Below are 18029 nucleotides of genomic sequence, written 5' to 3'. Positions count from 1 at the left end.
GGTCGCCTGCAAACGTAGCGGCAGGAGCCGTGTTGCATCCGGATTGGAGGGAGATCCCGGATACGGCCCCTGCCGCGTTACGTGCGACGTTCAGGTTTCGAACCGCGGATCGAACGTCGCAGGTAAGTTGAGAATATCACGCTTGCGCCTTTAAGTAATCGTGCGGTGCAGCGTAAGGGGACAGTTTCCACAACCTACCAGTGTCCGGTGTTGCCCATGGAGGCCCAGGGCTCCTGCGCGGGCAGGGCATCGCCCTTCTGGAGAAGCTCTATGGAGATGTTGTCGGGCGAGCGCACGAAGGCCATATGCCCGTCGCGCGGCGGGCGGTTGATGGTGACGCCGCCATCCATGAGCTTCTGGCAGGTCTCGTAGATGTCCTCCACGGCGAAGGCGAGGTGACCGAAATTGCGGCCCTCGCCATACTCCTCCGGGTCCCAGTTGTAGGTCAGCTCGACTTCCGGCCCGTCATCCTCGGGCGCGGCGAGGAAGATCAGGGTGAACCGGCCCTCCGGAACCTCCTTGCGCCGGGTTTCGACGAGGCCGAGCTTGTTGCAGTAGAAGTCGAGCGACTCGTCGATATCGGAAATGCGCACCATGGTGTGAAGATACTTCATTGGCTTGTCTCTCCGCGTTTGAGGCTTTACCGATTCAGATGTGGAACTTTAGCGGGATCGCGAGACTCGTCTATCCCGCGGGACGGAAGCGTTGGAGGCGGACCGGTGCCGGAGGACAAGGCAAACAGGCTTCTCGACATGGTCATCGCCGCCCGGCGCGTGGTCGCCTTCACCGGCGCCGGCATCTCCACGGAGAGCGGCATTCCCGATTTTCGCTCGCCGGGAGGGCTGTGGGCGACCAACACGCCCATCGAGTTCGGCGATTTCGTCTCCTCCGCGGAGATGCGCAAGGAAGCCTGGCGCCGGAAGTTCGCCATCGACGACGCCACCGCCGGGGTCCGTCCGAACCGTGGCCACGACGCGCTCGCCCATCTCGTCCAGATCGGCAAGATGACCACGGTCATCACGCAGAATATCGACAATCTGCATCAGGACTCCGGTGTCCCCGCATCGCATGTCGTGGAGCTGCACGGCAACGGCACCTATGCCAGATGCCTCGATTGCAGTGCGCGTCACGAGCTCATCTGGGTTCGCGAGGAGTTCGAGTCAACGGGCGAGCCGCCGGACTGCCCCGCCTGTGGCGGGATGGTGAAGTCGGCGACGGTGTCCTTCGGCCAGTCCATGCCCGAGCATGAGATGTGGCGCGCGGAAGCGGCCACGCTCGATTGCGACCTGTTCCTCGCCATCGGCTCGTCTCTAGTCGTCTATCCGGCGGCCGGCTTTCCGCTCCTGGCCAAGCGCAACGGGGCGCGGCTGGTGATCGTCAACCGCGAGCCGACCGATCTCGACGCCTATGCGGACCTCGTGATCGCCGGCGAGATCGGCGACGTCCTGGAACCGCTGGGGGCGCTCTCGGCGGTCTGAGTGTCGTGCGATCCGGCTCGCTCCTCCGCCCGGCCCCCATCAGATCATGCTGCCGTGGGTGGCCGGGTGGGGGAGCGGGCCGGTGCCGTTTCAGCGACTGAGTGACGCCGAGCCCTGCGAGCGCGTGTTCTCGCAGCTTGCCCTAGGCGCGCCCGCGCGAATCGGCAATGAGTCCCGATGTCGGGTTTGAACGCGGCGGGTGGCCCTCTGTGTGGAGGTCCCGTGAAACGGGCCTTTTCCACACAGATCGTTGTGCGGGTCTGTACAACCGGCGGCCTCATGCTTCAAACTATGGTTAACGGGTTCCTACCCGCGGTCCGGATGCTGACGGGGATTGGCCCGGGCCCCGGGAGGCGTGTGGAGGCGGCGAGGGGGCGCGCCAAGTGGATCGAGTTGAGCGCACAATGAGTACCGGCTCCGAGGCAGCCGTCGAGATTACGCAGATCTCGGGATTCGTGAAGTGGTTCGATGCCGAGCGCGGCTACGGCTTCATCATTCCCGATAACGGGCTGGCGGATGTGCTGCTGCATCTCAGTTGCCTGAAGCGCGACGGATACGGTCCGGTACGCGAGGGGACGCGCGTGGTCTGCGATGTCGTGCGGCGCCAGAAGGGACTGCAGGCGCTGCGCGTGCTGGCCATCGATACCTCGACCGCTGTCGACCCCGCGCCCAAGCCCGCGCGCACCCATGTGGTGGTGACGCCGACGAGCGACTGGGAACAGGTCCAGGTCAAGTGGTTCAACCGCACGCGCGGCTACGGCTTCGTGACCCGCGGCGACGGCACGCCGGACATCTTCATCCATATGGAAACCCTGCGGCGGTTCGAGATCGAGGAGCTGGAGCCCGGCCAGACGGTCTATGTGCGCTATGGACAGGGGCCGAAGGGGCTCATGGTGGCGGAGGTGAGCCACCAGCCGGCCGACGACGATGCCGCCTCGCAGTGATCGGCCCGACAGGGCGGACGGCACACTATACGCCATTCTCGCCGCGCTTCTCGTCGTGACGGCTGTCCTCGCCAATGCGCAGCGCGCGCATGCGGGCGAGGGGCCGGAGGCCATGACGGTCGAGACCGTCACGGTGGAGACCGCGCAGGGCCGGTTCGCGTTCGAGGCGGAGATCGCGCGGACGTCCGAGCAGCAGGCGAAGGGCCTGATGTTCCGCCGAGAGCTCGGCGAGACGGCGGGCATGCTGTTCGATTTCGGCGTCGAGCGCGAAGTCATGATGTGGATGCGCAACACCTATATCCCGCTCGACATGGTGTTCATCAAGCCCGACGGCACGGTGCACCGCATCGCGGAGAACACGACGCCGTTCTCGGAGCGGATCATCCCCTCCGGCGGGCCGGTGAGCGCGGTTCTGGAGGTGCGTGCCGGCACGGCGGAGCGTATCGGCCTTGAGCCGGGCGACAGGGTTCGCCACCGGATATTCCAGTAGGCGGAGCCTCGCCGGGAAAACGGACAACCATGGAATTCCGCGGCCTGGAGACCTTCCTGTGGATTGCGCGGCTCGGCAGCTTCAGGGCCGCCGCGCGACATCTCAACACCACGCAACCCTCCGTCTCCGCGCGGATCTCGAATCTGGAGGAGGAGTTCGGCGTCCAGCTCTTTGAGCGTGGCGGGCGGCGCATCGCGCTGACGCCGAAGGGGCGCGAGCTGCTCGACTATGCGGAGCGGCTGCTCGCCTTGCGGGGCGAGATGCTGGAAGCGGTCGGCAATCCGGAGATCGTGCACGGCACCATCCGGCTCGGCGTCGCGGAGACCATCGTCCACACATGGCTTCCGGTGCTCCTGGAGCGCCTTCACCATGCCTATCCGGCCGTGTCGCTCGAGCTCGACGTGGATACGACCATCAATCTGCGCGACAAGCTCGTGGCGCACGATATCGATATCGCCTTCCTCATGGGGCCGGTGAGCCAGCCGGAGATCGAGAATGCGGAGTTGTGCACCTATCCGCTGAGCTGGGTGGCGAGCCCGGCGCTCGCGCTTCCGCGCGGACGGCTCTCGGTCGCCGATCTCGCGCGTTACCCGATCATCACCTATCCGCGCCTGACCAAGCCCCATATCGCCATCGAGAGCATGTTCGCCCATGCGGGAGGCGGGCGCACCTGCATCCATGGCTGCTCGTCGCTTTCCACCATCGTGCAGATGGCGAAGGTCGGGCTCGGCATCGGCGCCATTCCGCTGGAGATCGTGCGCGAGGAGCTGAGGCGCGGGGAGCTCCATGTGGTCGATACCGATGCCGCGCTCGCGCCGCTCTCCTTCACCGTGTCCTATCAGTTGAAGGAAAGCGCGCCGCTGGCCCTCGCCGTCACGCGACTGGCCCAGGAGATCGCCGGGCAGTGGCAGGCGGAGTGATAGATTTCGTCTATCGGATTCGATCCAAACTATAGATTGGACGGTTGTCCCGCCCGGATGGAATGATGTCGCGATTGCGTTTGGCATGGTGGAGCGACATCGGTGAACGGGAGTGGGGACAATCTGCGCGGCCTGACCGGGCGAGAGGCGCGCGCACATATCCGCTCAGGCGGGTTTGCCGGGCCGACCACGGGCATGGCGGCGGGCTTCGTGCAGGCCAATCTTGTGATCGTGCCGGAGCGCTTCGCCCTGGATTTCCTGCGCTTCTGCCAGCTCAATCCGAAACCGTGCCCGCTGCTCGGCGTCGGAGAGCCGGGCGACCCGGCATTGCCGGCGGTCGGCGAGGGGATCGACATCCGCACCGATGTGCCGCGTTACCGCGTCTTTCGCGACGGCGCGTTCGGCGAGACGGTCGAGGATGTCTCCGCCATCTGGCGCGACGACCTCGTGACCTTCGCGCTCGGCTGCTCGTTTTCCTTCGAGCATGCTCTCGTCGATTACGGGCTGAGGCTGAAGCATTCCGCCCTCGACCGTAACGTCGCCATGTACCGGACCTCCATCAAGACGGTGCCGTCGGGGCCCTTCGGAGGTCCGCTGGTCGTGTCCATGCGGCCGTTTCGGGGCGGCGATGCGGTGCGCGCGGTGCAGATCTCGACGCGCTATCCGATGGCGCATGGCGCGCCGGTGCATCTCGGCGCGCCGCAGGCCATCGGCATCGCCGATCTGGCCCGACCGGATTTCGGCGATGCGGTGCCCGTCGAGGACGACGAGGTTCCGGTCTTCTGGGCGTGCGGGGTGACGCCGCAGGCCGCATTGGAGCGGGCCGGGCTCGCCTTCGCGATCGTGCACGATCCGGGGCACATGCTGGTCACCGATATCCGCAATGAGGATATCGCGTTACTTTAGAAGAAAATCCGATTGACACGCGGATGGAGGGAGTTCCGATATGTCCATGAAATCATTTCTAAAATACACCGTCGCGGCAGTTGGTGTCGCCGTTGTGGCCACAGCATCGGCGAGTGCGGCGGAGCTTCAGGATACCGACCTCACCTATGTGGGGAGCTGGAGCAGCCTCAGCCTGTTCAAGAATTTCGAAAAGCCGTTCTGGGGCGAGACGCTGCCCGATGACTCCGGCGGCGCGATCACGGTCCAGGTGTCGACTTTCGACCAGATGGGGCTTGCCGGCGCCGAGGTCTATCGCCTGCTCCAGAAGGGCGTGTTCGATATCGGGGCGACGGTCGCCGACTACACGGTGCAGGACGCCCCGGAACTGGAGGGGCTCGACATGCCCATGATCGCGCCCGACGTGCAGAAGGCCTGGGACGTGGCGAAGGCCTACAAGCCGGTGCTCGACGATGCGTTGAAGGAGCGCTTCAACGCCAAGCTCGTCTCCGTCGTGCCCTATCCCGCGCAGGTCGTCTTCTGCAATACCGAGATCTCGGGGCTTGAGGATCTCAAGGGCAAGAAGATCCGCGCCAGCGGCCGCACGACCGCGGAGTTCCTGGAGGCCATCGGCGCGGAGGGCATCACCATGGCGTTCAACGAGGTGCCGGGCGCGCTGGAGCGCAAGGTGATCGACTGCGCCGTCACGGGCTCGCTGTCGGGCTACAGCTCCGGCTGGCACGAGGTTTCCACCCATCTCTACCCGTTGCCCGTCGGCGGCTGGGACCATGTCGTGACCGCGGTCAATCTGGACAAGTGGGAGAGCCTCGACCCGGCGGTCCGCGACTTCATCCTGAAGGAGGCCGAGGAAAAGCTCGAGACACCGGTCTGGGAGGCCGCCTTCGACGAGACGAAGGAGGGCGTCGCCTGCCTGACGGGCAAGGGCGAGTGCGCGCGCGGGGAGGCCGGCGACATGGTGCTCGTCGAGCCGACCGACGCCGACTATGCCTTCGCCCGCGAGAAGCTCGAGCAAGATGTGCTGCCGGCCTGGGCGAAGCGCGTGTCGGCGGACTGGGTGACGCGCTGGAACGAGACGGCCGGCAAGGTCGTGGGTCTCACCGCCAATGGCGGCTGACCGTTTCGCCAGACCGGGGTCCGCGCCGGCGGCGCGCGGGCTCCGGGCCCGGTCCGGTTCGGGGAGGCGCGCGTGACGCGTCTCGCCGGCCTGCTCGACCGCGCGCTTGTCGCCGTGCGCGCCATATCCCGGTTTCTCGCGCGCGCGGCGGGGCTCGTGCTCGTTGCCGCGGTGGCGATGATCGTGACGGAGGTTCTGGTGCGCCGGCTCTTCGCCGCCTCGCTCCTGCCGTCGTTCGAGCTGTCGGGCTACGTGCTGGCGCTGTGCATGAGCTGGTCGCTCGCCTTCGCGCTGTTCGAGAAGGCGCATATCCGCATCGACGTGATCTATATGCGCGCCGGCCATCGCATCCGCACCGTGCTTGACATCCTGGCGCTGGCCATGCTGGCGGTGTTCTGCGTCTATCTCGCGCGCGCCGGCATCGACGTGGCGTCGAGCTCGCTCTCGCGCGGGTCGCTCGCCAACACGCCGCTCCAGACGCCCCTGTGGATCCCCCAGGCGCTGTGGGCGGTGGGGCTCGCCTGGTTCCTCGTCGCGACCGTCCTGCTGCTTGCGCGCGCGGTCGTGGCCGCAATCTCGGAGCCGCGCGAGGCCGTGCAGCGCATTGCCGGCAGCCCGACCCTCGACGAGCAGATCGCCGCCGAGCTCGCCGAGGCGGAGGAGGGGGCAACAGATGACGCCGCCGGCCGGGAGGGTACCCGATGATCTTCCCCGTTCTGGGCGTTCTGCTGGTCCTGCTCCTGTCGAGCATTCCTGTCGCCGCCACGCTCATGGCGCTCGCGGTGTTCATCGACGAGGCCTTCTCCGCCTTCCCGCTGCAGCGCGCGCTGGGCGAGGTGGTGTGGTCGGCCTCCGACAGCTTCCTCCTGATCGCGATCCCGCTGTTCATCCTGCTTGGCGAGGTCCTCGTGCGCACGGGGATCGCGCGCTCCACCTACCGCACGCTCGAAATGTGGCTCTCATGGCTGCCGGGTGGCCTGCTGCATGCCAATATCGGCACCGCCACCTTCTTCTCCGCGACGTCCGGGTCCAGCGTGGCGACGGCGGCAACCGTCGGCACGGTCGCCATGCCGCAGGCCAGGGCGCTCGGCTATGACGAACGGCTGTTCGCCGGTTCGATTGCCGCGGGCGGCACGCTCGGCATCATGATCCCGCCTTCGATCAACCTTATCGTCTATGGCTTCCTTACGGAGACCTCGATACCGCGCCTGTTCATGGCGGGCATCCTGCCGGGCGTTCTCCTCGCCGCACTGTTCATGATGGCGACGGCGGCGCTGTGCGCCGTCTTCCCGAAGCTCGGCGGCGAGCGGCGGCGCTATGGCTGGGGCGAGCGGATACGCGGGCTGGTCTTCCTCGTGCCCGTGCTCGCGCTGTTCTTCCTGATCATCGGCTCGATCTATGCCGGCTGGGCGACGCCGACGGAGGCGGCGGCCGTCGGGGTGGTCGCCGCCCTTGCGCTCGCCGCGCTGTCGGGGCGGCTCTCATGGGCCATGCTCATCGACGCGCTGGAGGGCACGATGCGCACCACGGCGATGATCATGCTGATCATCGTCGCCTCCTATTTCCTCAATTTCTGCCTGTCCTCGGCGGGCGTGACGCGCCAGCTTACCGATCTTGTCGAGAGCGCGGGGCTCGGGCCCACCGGCACGCTGCTCCTGGTGGTCGCGGTCTATCTGGTGCTCGGCTTCTTCGTGGAGACGCTGTCGCTCATGGTGATCACCATTCCGGTGGTGGCGCCGGTGGTGCTCGGGCTCGGCTACGATCCCGTCTGGTTCGGCATCCTGCTCATCCTGATGATCGAGATGGCGCTCATCACGCCGCCGGTCGGGCTCAATCTCTATGTGGTCCAGGGCGTGCGCGGCCACGGGTCGATAGACGACGTGATGGTGGGCGCGGTGCCCTATGTCGCGGCGATGCTCGTCATGGCGGCGCTCCTGATCCTTCTGCCCGACATCGCGCTCCTTCTGCCGCGCGCCATGAACTAGGGAGCGGCATGAGTTGACAAAACCGGCACCGCACCCCGACAAGACGGAGACATCATGCCGACAGTGACATTGCCTGACGGAAAGCCGTTCGAGATCGCGGTCGACGAGCTCGTGATTGCGGGCTGGGCCGGGCGCGATCGCGCCGCGGTCGACCATCACATCGCCGAGCTCGAGGCGCTGGGGGTGGCGCCGCCGTCGCAGGTGCCGCTCTTCTACCGCATCTCTGCCGCCCTTCTCACAACCGCGCCCCGCGTCCAGATGCTCGGCGGGGAGAGCTCCGGCGAGGCGGAGGCCGTGCTGCTGGCGGGCGAGGGGGGCGAGCTCTTCGTCGGCATCGCCTCCGACCATACCGACCGCGCTGTGGAGGCCTATTCCGTCGCGGTGTCGAAGCAGATGTGCGCCAAGCCGATGGGCCCTGCGGTGTGGCGCTACTCGGATGTCGCCGATCACTGGGACGACCTCGTCCTGCGCGCCGTCATCGAGACGGATGAGGGGCGCAGCCTCTATCAGGAGGATACGGTCGGCACGCTCCTGCCGGCAGACACGCTGATGGAGACCTATGCCGGCCGGGCGGGCGCCCGGCTTAAGCCGGGCCAGGCGATGCTGTGCGGCACGGTCGCCACCAAAACCGGCATCAGGCCCGCGCACCGCTTCGAGATGACGCTCGAGGACCCGGTGCGCGGCCGATCTCTCTCCCATGCCTACGACATCGAGACATTGCCGTCGGTGCGCTAGGCCGGGATGCCCCTGGCGCGTCTCACACGCGCCCCTTCCATGGCACGAGCCGGCGTTCGAGCCAGCGCATGAAGAGGTCGAAGGCGTAGGCGATGATGCCGATGAGCACGATGCCCATGATCACCACATCGGTGTTTAGGAACTCCGCGGCATTGAGCACCATGTGACCGAGGCCGGCCTCCGCGGCGACCATTTCGGCCGCGACCAGCGTCGTCCAGCCGAAGCCGATGCCGATGCGCATGCCGGTCAGGATCTCCGGCAGGGCGCCGTTGGAGATGACATGGCGGATCACCTGGCCGCGCGTCGCCCCCATGGAATAGGCCGCGTGGATCATCTCGATGGAGACGGAGCGCACGCCGGCGCGCGCCGACAGCGCCATGGGCGCGAACATGGCAAGGAAGATCAGGACGATCTTCTGCACATCGTCGATGCCGAGCCAGATGATGGTGAGCGGCAGATAGCCGAGCGGCGGGATCGGCCGGTAGAATTCGATCGGCGGATCGAACACGCCGCGGATCACGCGATTGATGCCCATGCCGAGCCCGATGGGGATCGCGGTCAGGCAGGCGAGCGCGAAGGCGGAGAAGACGCGGAACAGGCTCCAGCCGGCATGTTCCCACAGGGTCGCGCCGCCGAAGTCGGCGTTCAGATACCGGAAGAACTTGCCGATGATGGCTTCCGGGCTCGGCAGGAACAGCGGCTGGACCCAGCCGAGATGGGTCGCCAGCCACCACAGCGCGATCAGCGATACGCTCGTGACGACGGAGATCAGCGTGCTCGTGCCCTGGCCGGGGCGGCCATAGACGTCGCCCGGCTGCGCCGGGCTCGCCCGCCACAGGCTGGCGAGGCTCCATTGGCGCGGGCGTGTCGGGTGTGCGGTGGTCTCGCTCATGTCAGCCCTCCCCGGGCAGCGTGTCGCCGCGGATGATGTCGAGGATCTCCTCGCGCATGGCGATGAACTCCGGCAGCGACTTGACCTTGCGCGCATCGCCGAGCTCGAAATAGCGCTGGCAGAAATCGAGGTCGTAGGCGTGGGTGATGCGGCCCGGCCGCGGCGACATCACGATCAGCTTGGTCGCCATGAACAGGGCCTCCTCGACGCTGTGGGTGATGAAGAACACCTTCTTGCCCGTCTCGCGCCACACCTTGAGGATGAGCTCCTGCATCTGCTCGCGGGTCAGCGCGTCGAGCGCGCCGAGCGGCTCGTCCATGAGCAGCACGTCCGGATCGCTCGTGAGTGCGCGCGCCAGTCCGACGCGCTGCTGCATGCCGCCCGACAGCTCGAAGATCTGATGGTTCAGGAAGTCCTGCAGGCCGACGAGGCTGAGATTCCGGATCGCGCGTTCGCGCCGTTCCGCCTTCGGCACGCCCTGGAGCCGCAACCCGAAGGTCACGTTGCGCTGCACGTTGAGCCACGGGAACAGGGCATGTTTCTGGAACACCACCCCGCGGTCGGCGCCGGGACCCATGACCGGCTTGCCGCCGAGCAGGATGCGCCCGTCCGTCGGGCTGATGAAGCCGGCCAGAAGGTTGAGAAGCGTGGTCTTGCCGCAGCCGGACGCCCCGAGCACGACCACGAACTCGCCGTCATGGATGTCGAGCGAGACATCCTCGAGCGCCTTGACCGCGACGGCGCTCGGCCCCTTGGGAAAGACGACGGATACACTTTGAACCTGGAGATCTGCCATGCTTCGCTATGCCTCTCCTGGAGCTCATGCAGCATGTGTCCGGCAACGCGGGAGGCGTCCGGATCCTTCCGAAGGCCGGAAGGGTCCGGGCGCCACACCGCGACGCTATCGTACCATCACTTCGACTGGGCAAGCGCCTCGTCGACCCATTTCGGGTTCACCACGCTGCCATAGTCGTCCAGCGTGGTGTCGATGGAGCCCTGTTCCTTGAGGAACTCGCTGGTGAAACGCAGCGCCTTGGCCGCGCCGCCATCCGCCCCGCCGCCGAGCCAGCGGCTGGAGGCCTGCTCCTGGAGCGTCGGGAAGCCGTAGAGCGCGAGCACTTCCGGCACGTCTTCCGCGTTGCCGCCGATCAGGTCCACGATCTTCTTCACCATCTCGGACTCCGCCGTCCATGCGCCCGGATTCGACCGGTAGGCCTCGTCGGCCTCCGCGAGCGTCTTCACGAAGGAGACCATGAAGTCGTTGTTCTCCGCGGCCCAGTCCTTCTGGACGACGAGGCCGTCGAAGGTCGCCTTGCCCCAGCTGCTGAGCAGCCCCGAGGTCAGGAGCACCTTGCCGGAGTCCTTGATGCGCCCGAGCGCCGGGTTCCACACGAAGGCGGCGTCGATGTCGCCGCGCTCCCAAGCCGCCGCGATGGAGTTCGGCTGCATGTTGAGCAGCGTCACATCGTCGGGGGCGATACCGAACTGTTCGAGGGCGAACAGCATGTGGAAGTGGGTGGTGGAGACGAAGGGGACGCCGATCTTCTTGCCCGCCAGGTCCTGCGGGGCGGCGATGCCGGAGCCGTCGCGCACCACAAGCGCCTCGGCCGCGGCGATGTCCTCCAGGATCCAGAAGACCTCGAGCGGCAGGCCGCGGCTGACGCCCGCGGCGATCGGGCTCGACCCGGCAATGGCGATCTGGACGTCGCCGGACGCCATGGCGTTGATGACCTTGGCACCGGAATCGAACTGCTTCCAGTTGATCTTGTAGCCGGTCGCCTTCTCGAAGGCCTTGTCGGCAATGGCGACCTTCCAGGGATTGTAGATAAGCTGATAGCCGACGGTGACTTCCTTCTCCTGAGCCTGGGCGCTATACAGCCCGGCGGCGGAGAAGGCCAAGGTTACGCATAGAAATACCAGTTTCTTCAGGAAACCGTTCATCGGTAAACCCTCCCGTTCCCGTTGAATTGATCCCGTTCCCCTGTTGCGGGGCAGTCTATATTATTGGCACGACATGTGCGTGCTGAAATCTTCGGCAATCGGTTGCCCGGCTCAATAGCTCTTGAGCACGTCGCGCAGAACCGAGCACATCTCGTCGATATGGCTGTCCTCCACGATGAAGGCGGGCGCGACGATGGCGCAATCGCCCGTCGCCTTGACGTGGAGCCCGGCGTCGAACAGCCGGGCCTGGATCTCGTTGCCGCGCAGCCCGGGCCGGTTCGCCAGGGCGAAGTCGATGCCGGCGATGAGGCCGTAGCCGCGAATGTCGGTGACGACGGGCAGGTCGGCGAGCCCGAAGATCGCGTCGAGAAAGCGCGCGGACATGGCGCGGGCCCGCTCGAACAGGCCTTCCCCCTCATAGATGTCGAGGGCGGCGAGGCTTGCCGCACAGGCCGCCGGATGGGCGGAGAAGGTGTAGCCGTGGAAGAACTCCACGGCCCCGTCGCTCGCCGATTCCGTGACGGTGTCGTAGACCTCCTGGCGCACGGCGACCGCGCCCATGGGCTGGGCGCCGTTGGTGATCGCCTTGGCCATCGTCATCACGTCGGGCGTCACGCCGAAGCTTTGCGCGGCGAAGGCCTTGCCCGTGCGCCCGAAGCCGCAGATCACCTCGTCGAAGACGAGCAGGATGCCGTGGCGGTCGCAGATTTCGCGCAGGCGCTCCAGATAGCCGCTCGGCGGTACGAGCACGCCGCAGGAGCCGGCGATGGGCTCCACGAAGCAGGCCGCGATATTGTCCGCCCCGTAGAGCGCGACCATGCGCTCGAGGTCTTCGGCGAGCTCCGCGCCGTGCTCCGGCTGGCCCTTGGTGAACTTGTTCTCCGCAAGCCAGGTGTGGCGCATATGGGCCACGGTTGGCAGCCCGAAGCCGAAGGCTTCCCGGTTCTTCTGCATGCCGCTCAATGCGACGCCGCCGAAATTCACGCCGTGATAGGCGCGCTCGCGCGAGACGAACAATGTGCGCGTGCCCCGGCCGCGCGCACGCTGATAGGCGAGGCATATCTTCATTGCCGTATCAACGGCTTCCGAACCGGAGTTCACAAAGAACACGCGATTGATGCCGGGCGGTGTCAGCGCCGCGATGCGCTTGGCGAGCTCGAAGGATTTCGGATGGCCGCGCATGAAGCTCGGCGCGTAGTCGAGCTCGCGGAGCTGGCGGTCCACCGCATCCGCGATCTCCTTGCGGCAATGGCCGGCCGCGGAGGTGAACAGGCCCGACGAGCCGTCGAGCACGCGCCCGCCGGAGGCGTTGCGGAAATACATGCCGTCGGCGCCGGTAACGATCTTGGGGTCGGCCTTGAAGGCGCGGTTGGCGGTGAAGGGCATCCAGTGGGCGTCGAGCTCGCGGCCGGAGATATTGTCGACGGTGGCGTCCAGTGTCGTGGCGGGCTGGGCCATGATCCACACCTCCCTTGAAGGACTTCGGCCGCATCGCGATGGTGGCGTGTGGCCAGTCTTCGAAAAAGGATAGGCGCGGCGGCGAGCGCCGCCTTAGGACCAGATATCCGGAATCGATGGCGCCAAAGCCCCGGGGCGGCTCCCGGCCCGGCATGGACGCCCGTCCGCGTTGACGTAAAGCGGGCACGGTGCGAGCATTGCACGGTCTGGGGGAGGCAGGCACGACATGCCGCAGGCAAAGGGGTGGCCCCATGGGCGTGCGCGCTGAGAGCGTCATGTGGGACAGGCTGCTCAGCCTGTCCGGCGACAGCGCCCTGTCGCTCCAGGGCCAGATCCGCGAGCGGCTGGTCGCGGCCATTCTCGACGGCCACCTGCCGCCGGGCCTGCCGCTGCCGTCGACGCGCGAGCTCGCCGACCATCTCCGCGTCTCGCGCAACACGGTGGTCATCGCCTATGGCCATCTCGTCGACGAGGGGTTCATCGAGGCGCGCGAGCGCAGAGGGTATTTCGTGCGCGAGGACGCGGTCCGCGAGGTGCCCGACGCCGATGGCGGTGGCGGCGCAGAGGGCGCGGGGCCGCGGGCGGCCAGGTCCGGCGGGGCGATCCGCTGGGCGGGCCGGTTCCGCTATCAGCTCGGCGCCCAGCGCAATATCGTCAAGCCGGCCGACTGGCAGGACTATCCCTATCCCTTCATCTACGGCCAGTTCGACCCGGACCTCTTTCCCATTGCCGACTGGCGCGAATGCTGCCGGCAGGCCCTCGGCGTCATGGCGGTGCGCGACTGGGCGGTCGATGCCATAGACGGCGACGACCGGATGTTCATCGAGCAGCTCAGGACGCGTGTGCTGCCGCGCCGCGGCGTCTGGGCGACAACCGACGAGATCATGGTCACGATCGGCGCCCAGCAGGCCCTCTATCTCCTGTGCGACCTCCTGTTCGCCGCCGACACGGTGGTCGGGGTGGAGGAGCCGGGCTATCCCGACGCGCGCAACATCTTCTCCCTGCGCGCCGGCGCGCTCGTCGGCCTCGGGGTCGACGGGAAGGGGCTGAAGCCGGACGCCCGGCTCGACGGGTGCGACTATGTCTACGCCACGCCGAGCCACCAGTGCCCGACCACGGTCACCATGCCGCTCGACCGCCGGCGCCGCCTTCTGGAGCGTGCGCGGGAGGCGGACTTCGTCGTCATCGAGGACGATCACGAGATCGAGACGAGATACGCGGCCGGGCCGACTCCCTCGCTCAAGAGTCTCGACCGCGACGGGCGCGTCATCTATGTGGGCAATCTGTCGAAGTCCTTTGCGCCGGGGCTGAGGCTCGGCTACATCGTCGCCTCGCGCGAGCTGATCGCGGAGGCGCGGCGCCTGAGGCGTCTCATGCTGCGCCATCCGCCATCGAACAATCTGCGCGCCGCCGCCCTGTTCCTCTCGCTCGGCCATCACGACGCGCATCTGCGCCGGCTCGTCCATGTCTTCAAGGAGCGCTCGGAGGCGCTTGCGCGGGCGCTCGCGCGCCATTTGCGGGGCTGCCGCGTCTCTGCCCACGAGGGCGGCTCGAGTTACTGGGTGGAGGGACCGCCCACGCTCGACGCCTCGCGCCTTGCCGAACGGGCGCGCGAGGCCGGCATCCTGATCGAGCCGGGCGAGGTGTTCTTCATGTCGGCGCCGGCACCGCGGAACTATTTCCGGCTCGGCTTCGCCTCCATCGACGTCGCCCGGATCGATCCCGGCATCGAGCGGCTGGCCGCACTGATGCGCGATATGTGACCATGCGGGACGTGGCGGGCCCGGCGGCCGGTCACCGGCGCAGGGGGCCCATGCGCAGGCGTACCGCGGGCGGCACCTTCAGGCTGCGCATCAGCTCCTCATGCCTGCGCAGGCCGCACAGGTCGCGCTGGATGACCACATGCCACAGCGCCTCGCCGGCCTCCGCAAGCAGGCGGTCGCGCCCGTCTGCGGGCTCCGTGCCGGCCGCTGCCGCATCGTGCGCCTGGAGCGCGGCCAGAGCGGTCTCTAGCCGCGTCATCAGCCGCGATAACGTCGCGGCCTTCTCCTCCAGCGCCTCGTGCTCGACGACGGCGAGAAGCGGATCCTTCGGCTCGGCCTTGCCGGAGATATGGCGGGGTGGGCGAACGGTCATCGGCTGGTCCTCCAGGCGACACTGTGGACCCGAAGAGGCCCGTGCGGTCAAGGGGCGATGGCGTGTTGCAAGCGCGTGCGGCCGGCACCGGGCTCCCGTTGCGGTCGCTTGAGAAAATGCCCGCATGCCTTAAAACCGCCAGCTTCGGTTCCGACACGGGGCTCCGCTCAATCGCCGGGGAGAGACAGCGCATGAGACTGGTCCTGCACGCGGGTACGCACAAGACCGGAACCACCTCGCTGCAACGCATCCTGGCGGCCAACAGGGATGTCCTCCGGCATCGGGGTTACCTCTATCCACTCTTTCGGGCAGAGAAGACGAGCCACAATCCGTTTGCTCATGAGCTCGCTCTTTGCGGCCCGGACGGGGTGGGCGATCTGAGACGGCGGATCTCGGCGGGGGCCGGGCGCGACGAGACGGTGGTCGTCAGCGCGGAGGAGCTGTCCGCACGCATCCTCGGGACGCGGTACTGGGACGGGTTCGACGGGGAGGATTACTGGGACAGGCGGCGCGCCTATCTCGCCCGGCTGCGCGGCGTGCTGGCCGATTTCGACGAGATCGCCGTCCATCTCTGCTTCCGCCGCCATGACGATTATGCCGAGGCGCTCTATGCCACGAAGGTGCTGAGCGGTCAGGTCCGCGGCGCCTTCGGCGAGTTCCGCAGCCAATGCGCACCGCTCTTCGATTATCGCGCGCAACTGGACGCCTTCCGCGCCGTTTTCGACGATGTGCGGATCGCCTCCTACGAGGCCTTGAGGCCCGATGTCGTGACGAACATGCTGGACTGGATAGGGCTTCCAGCACTCCCCGACACCGGCGCCCGTGCGAATGTCACCCCAGATGCCCGGCTCGTCTTCTGGCACCGCCACCGCAGCACGGGCGACCGGCACCGCAAGGCAGTGCTGGAGCGCGCCCGCTTCGTGCGCACGGGCGGCGTGTCGGCCGGTCCAGGCCGGTCCACCCTGTGGGCGTCCCCGGAGGAGCGGCAGGAGTTCCTCGGGCGGTGCACCGATCCCGAGCCCGGTTTCTTCCCGCCCGCGCCTGGGAGAAAGGAGACGGTCAGCGCCGATCTCGGGGAGGCGCAGATGAGGGACATCGACAGGGCCTTCAAGGACTGGCGCCGGCGCAATGGCCGTTTCGCGGGCCTGTTCCCGGACCTGTTCGGCGGGCGTTGAGCGGGACCGTCCGCCGCAGGGCGCTTGCGGATCGGGACCGGCATCCCATATTCGCCGACATCGGCCGACGGCTTGCATGAGGGCGGGCCGGAAGGCTACAAGGACGCCGACAGAAGCCATATGGGCCATGCGGACCGCATGAGGGACGACGCAGGCGCGACCTGCCGGCCCAGGGGCCGCAAGGGCCACGGACAACCGATTTCGCAGGACATGACCGAGACAACGACACCGCCCGCGGCGGGCCTGACGGGCGAGGGTGCCCGCACGGCGCGCAATGGCGCCCCGCACAGGATGCGCCGCAGCTTCGCGATCATCTCGCATCCCGACGCCGGCAAGACGACGCTGACGGAGAAGCTGCTCTTCGCCTCCGGCGCCATTCGGCTCGCGGGCCATGTTCGCGCGCGCGGCGAGCGCCGGCGCACACGGTCGGACTGGATGGAGATCGAGCGCAAGCGCGGCATCTCCGTCACCAGCTCGGTCATGACCTTCGAGCAGGACGGGCTGACCTTCAACCTGCTCGACACGCCGGGCCACTCCGACTTCTCCGAGGACACCTACCGTACGCTCACCGCCGTCGATTCCGCGATCATGGTGATCGACGCGGCGCGCGGCATCGAGAGCCAGACGCTCAAGCTCTTCGAGGTCTGCCGCCTGCGCGACATCCCGATCATCACCTTCGTCAACAAGATCGACCGGGAGGGGCGGGACCCGCTGGAGATCCTCGACGAGATCGCCTCCACGCTGGCGCTCGACGTCACGCCGGCGGTCTGGCCGCTCGGCATGGGCGTCGACCATCGCGGCTGTCTGGACCTCATGACGGGCCGCATGGTCGGGGCGGATGGCGAGCCCGGGCCGGTGGACTGGCCGGATGCCGAGCGGCTTGTCGCCGCGGTGCCGAACCGGGACGACCCGATCGTCGCGGCGTCGCTGGAGGAACTGGAGATCGCCCATTCCTCGCTGCCGGCCTTCGACCTGGAGGCCTTTCGCGGCGGCCATCTCACGCCCGTCTTCTTCGGCTCGGCGCTGAAGGAGGTCGGCGTGCGCGAACTTCTGCGCGCGGTCGCCGAATGGGCGCCGTCGCCGAGGCCGCAGCCCGCCGCGCCGGAGCCCATCGCGCCGGATGGCGAGGAGGTCTCCGGCTTCGTGTTCAAGGTCCAGGCGAACATGGACAAGAACCATCGCGACCGCATCGCCTTCGTGCGCCTGTGCTCGGGCACCTTCCGGCGCGGCATGAAGCTGCGCAATGTGCGTTCGGGCCGGGACATCACTGTGTCGAGCCCGATGTTCTTCTTCGCCCAGGAGCGCGAGACGGCGGACGAGGCGGTGGCCGGCGACGTGGTCGGCATCCCGAACCACGGCACGCTGAGCGTCGGCGATACGCTGAGCGAGGGCCGCAGCATTTCCGTGACCGGCATTCCCGATTTCGCGCCGGAGATCATCCAGCGCGTGCGCCTGTCGGACGCCATGAAGGCCAAGCAGCTCTCCAAGGCGCTGAACGATCTGGCGGAGGAGGGGGTGACCCAGGTGTTCCGCCCGATGACGGGGTCGGACTGGCTGATCGGCGTGGTCGGCTCGCTCCAGCTCGATGTCGTCGCCTCGCGCCTGGAGGGGGAATATGGCGTGCCCGTCGGCTTCGAGAGCGCCGGCCACGAAACCGCCCGCTGGGTCGTTGCGGACGATCCCGCGGAGCTGAAGCGGTTCATCGCTGCCAACCGCTCATCGCTGGCCACCGACCGCGCGCAGGCCCCGGTCTTCCTCGCCCGCAACGCCTGGGCGCTCAGCCGTATCCAGCAGGACTGGCCCGATATCGGCTTCCTCGCCACCCGCGAACGGGTGTGATGGCAGCGCCGGCGGCGGC

At 67.5% G+C, this 18029-nt stretch carries 18 protein-coding genes; 12 read left to right on the top strand and 6 right to left on the bottom strand.

The features are described from left to right. Window positions 1-194 precede the first annotated feature (194 nt). The gene (locus HW532_RS03025) at window positions 195-614 is read right to left on the bottom strand and encodes a VOC family protein (protein WP_213162999.1); all 420 of its coding nucleotides are present in this window, start codon (window positions 612-614) and stop codon (window positions 195-197) included. Window positions 615-752: 138 nt separating this feature from the next. On the opposite strand from HW532_RS03025, the gene HW532_RS03020 reads away from it, so the two are divergent. From HW532_RS03020 to HW532_RS02980, 9 genes are all read left to right on the top strand, one after another. Beyond that, on the top strand, window positions 753-1478 hold the full coding sequence (locus HW532_RS03020; protein ID WP_213164395.1) for an SIR2 family NAD-dependent protein deacylase: 726 nt from the start codon (window positions 753-755) through the stop codon (window positions 1476-1478). Window positions 1479-1882: 404 nt separating this feature from the next. Further along, window positions 1883-2422 (top strand): cold-shock protein, encoded by a 540-nt coding sequence (locus HW532_RS03015; protein WP_213162998.1) that lies wholly within the window; start codon window positions 1883-1885, stop codon window positions 2420-2422. Next, window positions 2406-2912 (top strand): DUF192 domain-containing protein, encoded by a 507-nt coding sequence (locus tag HW532_RS03010; RefSeq protein WP_246479479.1) that lies wholly within the window; start codon window positions 2406-2408, stop codon window positions 2910-2912. Before HW532_RS03015 ends, HW532_RS03010 begins: the two co-directional genes overlap by 17 nt. 29 nt (window positions 2913-2941) lie before the next feature. Continuing rightward, a complete protein-coding gene (locus tag HW532_RS03005) occupies window positions 2942-3832 on the top strand; it encodes a LysR family transcriptional regulator (protein WP_213162997.1) in 891 nt (296 codons plus the stop codon). 102 nt (window positions 3833-3934) lie between these two features. Further along, the gene (locus HW532_RS03000; RefSeq protein ID WP_246479477.1) at window positions 3935-4738 is read left to right on the top strand and encodes a putative hydro-lyase; all 804 of its coding nucleotides are present in this window, start codon (window positions 3935-3937) and stop codon (window positions 4736-4738) included. 46 nt (window positions 4739-4784) lie between these two features. Then, window positions 4785-5849: a TRAP transporter substrate-binding protein gene (locus HW532_RS02995; RefSeq protein WP_213162996.1), complete on the top strand. Its 1065-nt coding sequence runs from the start codon at window positions 4785-4787 to the stop codon at window positions 5847-5849. 72 nt (window positions 5850-5921) lie between these two features. Next, a complete protein-coding gene (locus HW532_RS02990) occupies window positions 5922-6554 on the top strand; it encodes a TRAP transporter small permease subunit (RefSeq protein ID WP_213162995.1) in 633 nt (210 codons plus the stop codon). Continuing rightward, complete coding sequence (locus HW532_RS02985) at window positions 6551-7834, top strand: TRAP transporter large permease (RefSeq protein WP_213162994.1); 1284 nt, start codon at window positions 6551-6553, stop codon at window positions 7832-7834. The genes HW532_RS02990 and HW532_RS02985 overlap by 4 nt, the downstream gene beginning before the upstream one ends. 54 nt (window positions 7835-7888) lie before the next feature. After that, window positions 7889-8569 carry a DUF2848 domain-containing protein gene (locus tag HW532_RS02980; RefSeq protein WP_213162993.1) on the top strand — a complete coding sequence of 227 codons (681 nt, stop codon included), beginning with the start codon at window positions 7889-7891 and terminating at the stop codon, window positions 8567-8569. Between the two features lie 22 nt (window positions 8570-8591). On the opposite strand, the gene HW532_RS02975 is transcribed toward HW532_RS02980, so the two are convergent. The 4 genes from HW532_RS02975 to aptA all read right to left on the bottom strand — a co-directional run bounded on the left by HW532_RS02975 (window position 8592) and on the right by aptA (window position 12860). Continuing rightward, entirely contained in the window at window positions 8592-9461 is an 870-nt protein-coding gene (locus tag HW532_RS02975; RefSeq protein ID WP_246479475.1) for an ABC transporter permease subunit, read from the bottom strand. 1 nt (window position 9462) lies between these two features. Further along, window positions 9463-10257: a taurine ABC transporter ATP-binding protein gene (locus HW532_RS02970; RefSeq protein ID WP_213162991.1), complete on the bottom strand. Its 795-nt coding sequence runs from the start codon at window positions 10255-10257 to the stop codon at window positions 9463-9465. A 116-nt stretch (window positions 10258-10373) separates the two neighbouring features. Further along, window positions 10374-11402, bottom strand: a complete 1029-nt coding sequence (tauA, locus tag HW532_RS02965) for a taurine ABC transporter substrate-binding protein (protein ID WP_213162990.1) — start codon at window positions 11400-11402, stop codon at window positions 10374-10376. 111 nt (window positions 11403-11513) lie between these two features. Then, on the bottom strand, window positions 11514-12860 hold the full coding sequence (gene aptA, locus HW532_RS02960) for an omega-aminotransferase AptA (RefSeq protein WP_213162989.1): 1347 nt from the start codon (window positions 12858-12860) through the stop codon (window positions 11514-11516). A 251-nt stretch (window positions 12861-13111) separates the two neighbouring features. Here aptA and pdxR point away from each other — a divergent pair, with 251 nt between their 5' ends. Beyond that, window positions 13112-14623 carry a MocR-like pyridoxine biosynthesis transcription factor PdxR gene (gene pdxR, locus HW532_RS02955; protein WP_246479473.1) on the top strand — a complete coding sequence of 504 codons (1512 nt, stop codon included), beginning with the start codon at window positions 13112-13114 and terminating at the stop codon, window positions 14621-14623. Window positions 14624-14654: 31 nt separating this feature from the next. Here the strand turns inward: pdxR and HW532_RS02950 are convergent, their stop codons facing one another. Beyond that, window positions 14655-14996, bottom strand: a complete 342-nt coding sequence (locus HW532_RS02950; RefSeq protein ID WP_213162988.1) for a DUF6665 family protein — start codon at window positions 14994-14996, stop codon at window positions 14655-14657. Between the two features lie 191 nt (window positions 14997-15187). On the opposite strand from HW532_RS02950, the gene HW532_RS02945 reads away from it, so the two are divergent. Together HW532_RS02945 and HW532_RS02940 are read left to right on the top strand one after the other, a co-directional pair. Beyond that, window positions 15188-16171 (top strand): hypothetical protein, encoded by a 984-nt coding sequence (locus tag HW532_RS02945; protein ID WP_213162987.1) that lies wholly within the window; start codon window positions 15188-15190, stop codon window positions 16169-16171. Between the two features lie 210 nt (window positions 16172-16381). Further along, complete coding sequence (locus HW532_RS02940; RefSeq protein ID WP_213162986.1) at window positions 16382-18010, top strand: peptide chain release factor 3; 1629 nt, start codon at window positions 16382-16384, stop codon at window positions 18008-18010. Window positions 18011-18029 lie beyond the last annotated feature (19 nt).

It is taken from the genome of Kaustia mangrovi, assembly GCF_015482775.1.
Taxonomy (GTDB): domain Bacteria; phylum Pseudomonadota; class Alphaproteobacteria; order Rhizobiales; family Im1; genus Kaustia; species Kaustia mangrovi.
The sequence above is the reverse complement of the archived record's forward strand: the minus strand, read 5'-3'. Positions and strand labels throughout refer to the sequence as shown.

Excerpts from the sequence above, each read along its gene's own strand:
- HW532_RS03025 (WP_213162999.1), bottom strand. The coding sequence starts at position 614 with ATGAAGTATCTTCACACCATGGTGCGCATTTCCGATATCGACGAGTCG.
- HW532_RS03020 (WP_213164395.1), top strand. The coding sequence starts at position 753 with ATGGTCATCGCCGCCCGGCGCGTGGTCGCCTTCACCGGCGCCGGCATC.
- HW532_RS03015 (WP_213162998.1), top strand. The coding sequence starts at position 1,883 with ATGAGTACCGGCTCCGAGGCAGCCGTCGAGATTACGCAGATCTCGGGA.
- HW532_RS03010 (WP_246479479.1), top strand. The coding sequence starts at position 2,406 with ATGCCGCCTCGCAGTGATCGGCCCGACAGGGCGGACGGCACACTATAC.
- HW532_RS03005 (WP_213162997.1), top strand. The coding sequence starts at position 2,942 with ATGGAATTCCGCGGCCTGGAGACCTTCCTGTGGATTGCGCGGCTCGGC.
- HW532_RS02995 (WP_213162996.1), top strand. The coding sequence starts at position 4,785 with ATGAAATCATTTCTAAAATACACCGTCGCGGCAGTTGGTGTCGCCGTT.
- HW532_RS02985 (WP_213162994.1), top strand. The coding sequence starts at position 6,551 with ATGATCTTCCCCGTTCTGGGCGTTCTGCTGGTCCTGCTCCTGTCGAGC.
- HW532_RS02980 (WP_213162993.1), top strand. The coding sequence starts at position 7,889 with ATGCCGACAGTGACATTGCCTGACGGAAAGCCGTTCGAGATCGCGGTC.
- HW532_RS02975 (WP_246479475.1), bottom strand. The coding sequence starts at position 9,461 with ATGAGCGAGACCACCGCACACCCGACACGCCCGCGCCAATGGAGCCTC.
- HW532_RS02970 (WP_213162991.1), bottom strand. The coding sequence starts at position 10,257 with ATGGCAGATCTCCAGGTTCAAAGTGTATCCGTCGTCTTTCCCAAGGGG.
- tauA (WP_213162990.1), bottom strand. The coding sequence starts at position 11,402 with ATGAACGGTTTCCTGAAGAAACTGGTATTTCTATGCGTAACCTTGGCC.
- aptA (WP_213162989.1), bottom strand. The coding sequence starts at position 12,860 with ATGGCCCAGCCCGCCACGACACTGGACGCCACCGTCGACAATATCTCC.
- pdxR (WP_246479473.1), top strand. The coding sequence starts at position 13,112 with ATGGGCGTGCGCGCTGAGAGCGTCATGTGGGACAGGCTGCTCAGCCTG.
- HW532_RS02950 (WP_213162988.1), bottom strand. The coding sequence starts at position 14,996 with ATGACCGTTCGCCCACCCCGCCATATCTCCGGCAAGGCCGAGCCGAAG.
- HW532_RS02945 (WP_213162987.1), top strand. The coding sequence starts at position 15,188 with ATGAGACTGGTCCTGCACGCGGGTACGCACAAGACCGGAACCACCTCG.
- HW532_RS02940 (WP_213162986.1), top strand. The coding sequence starts at position 16,382 with ATGACCGAGACAACGACACCGCCCGCGGCGGGCCTGACGGGCGAGGGT.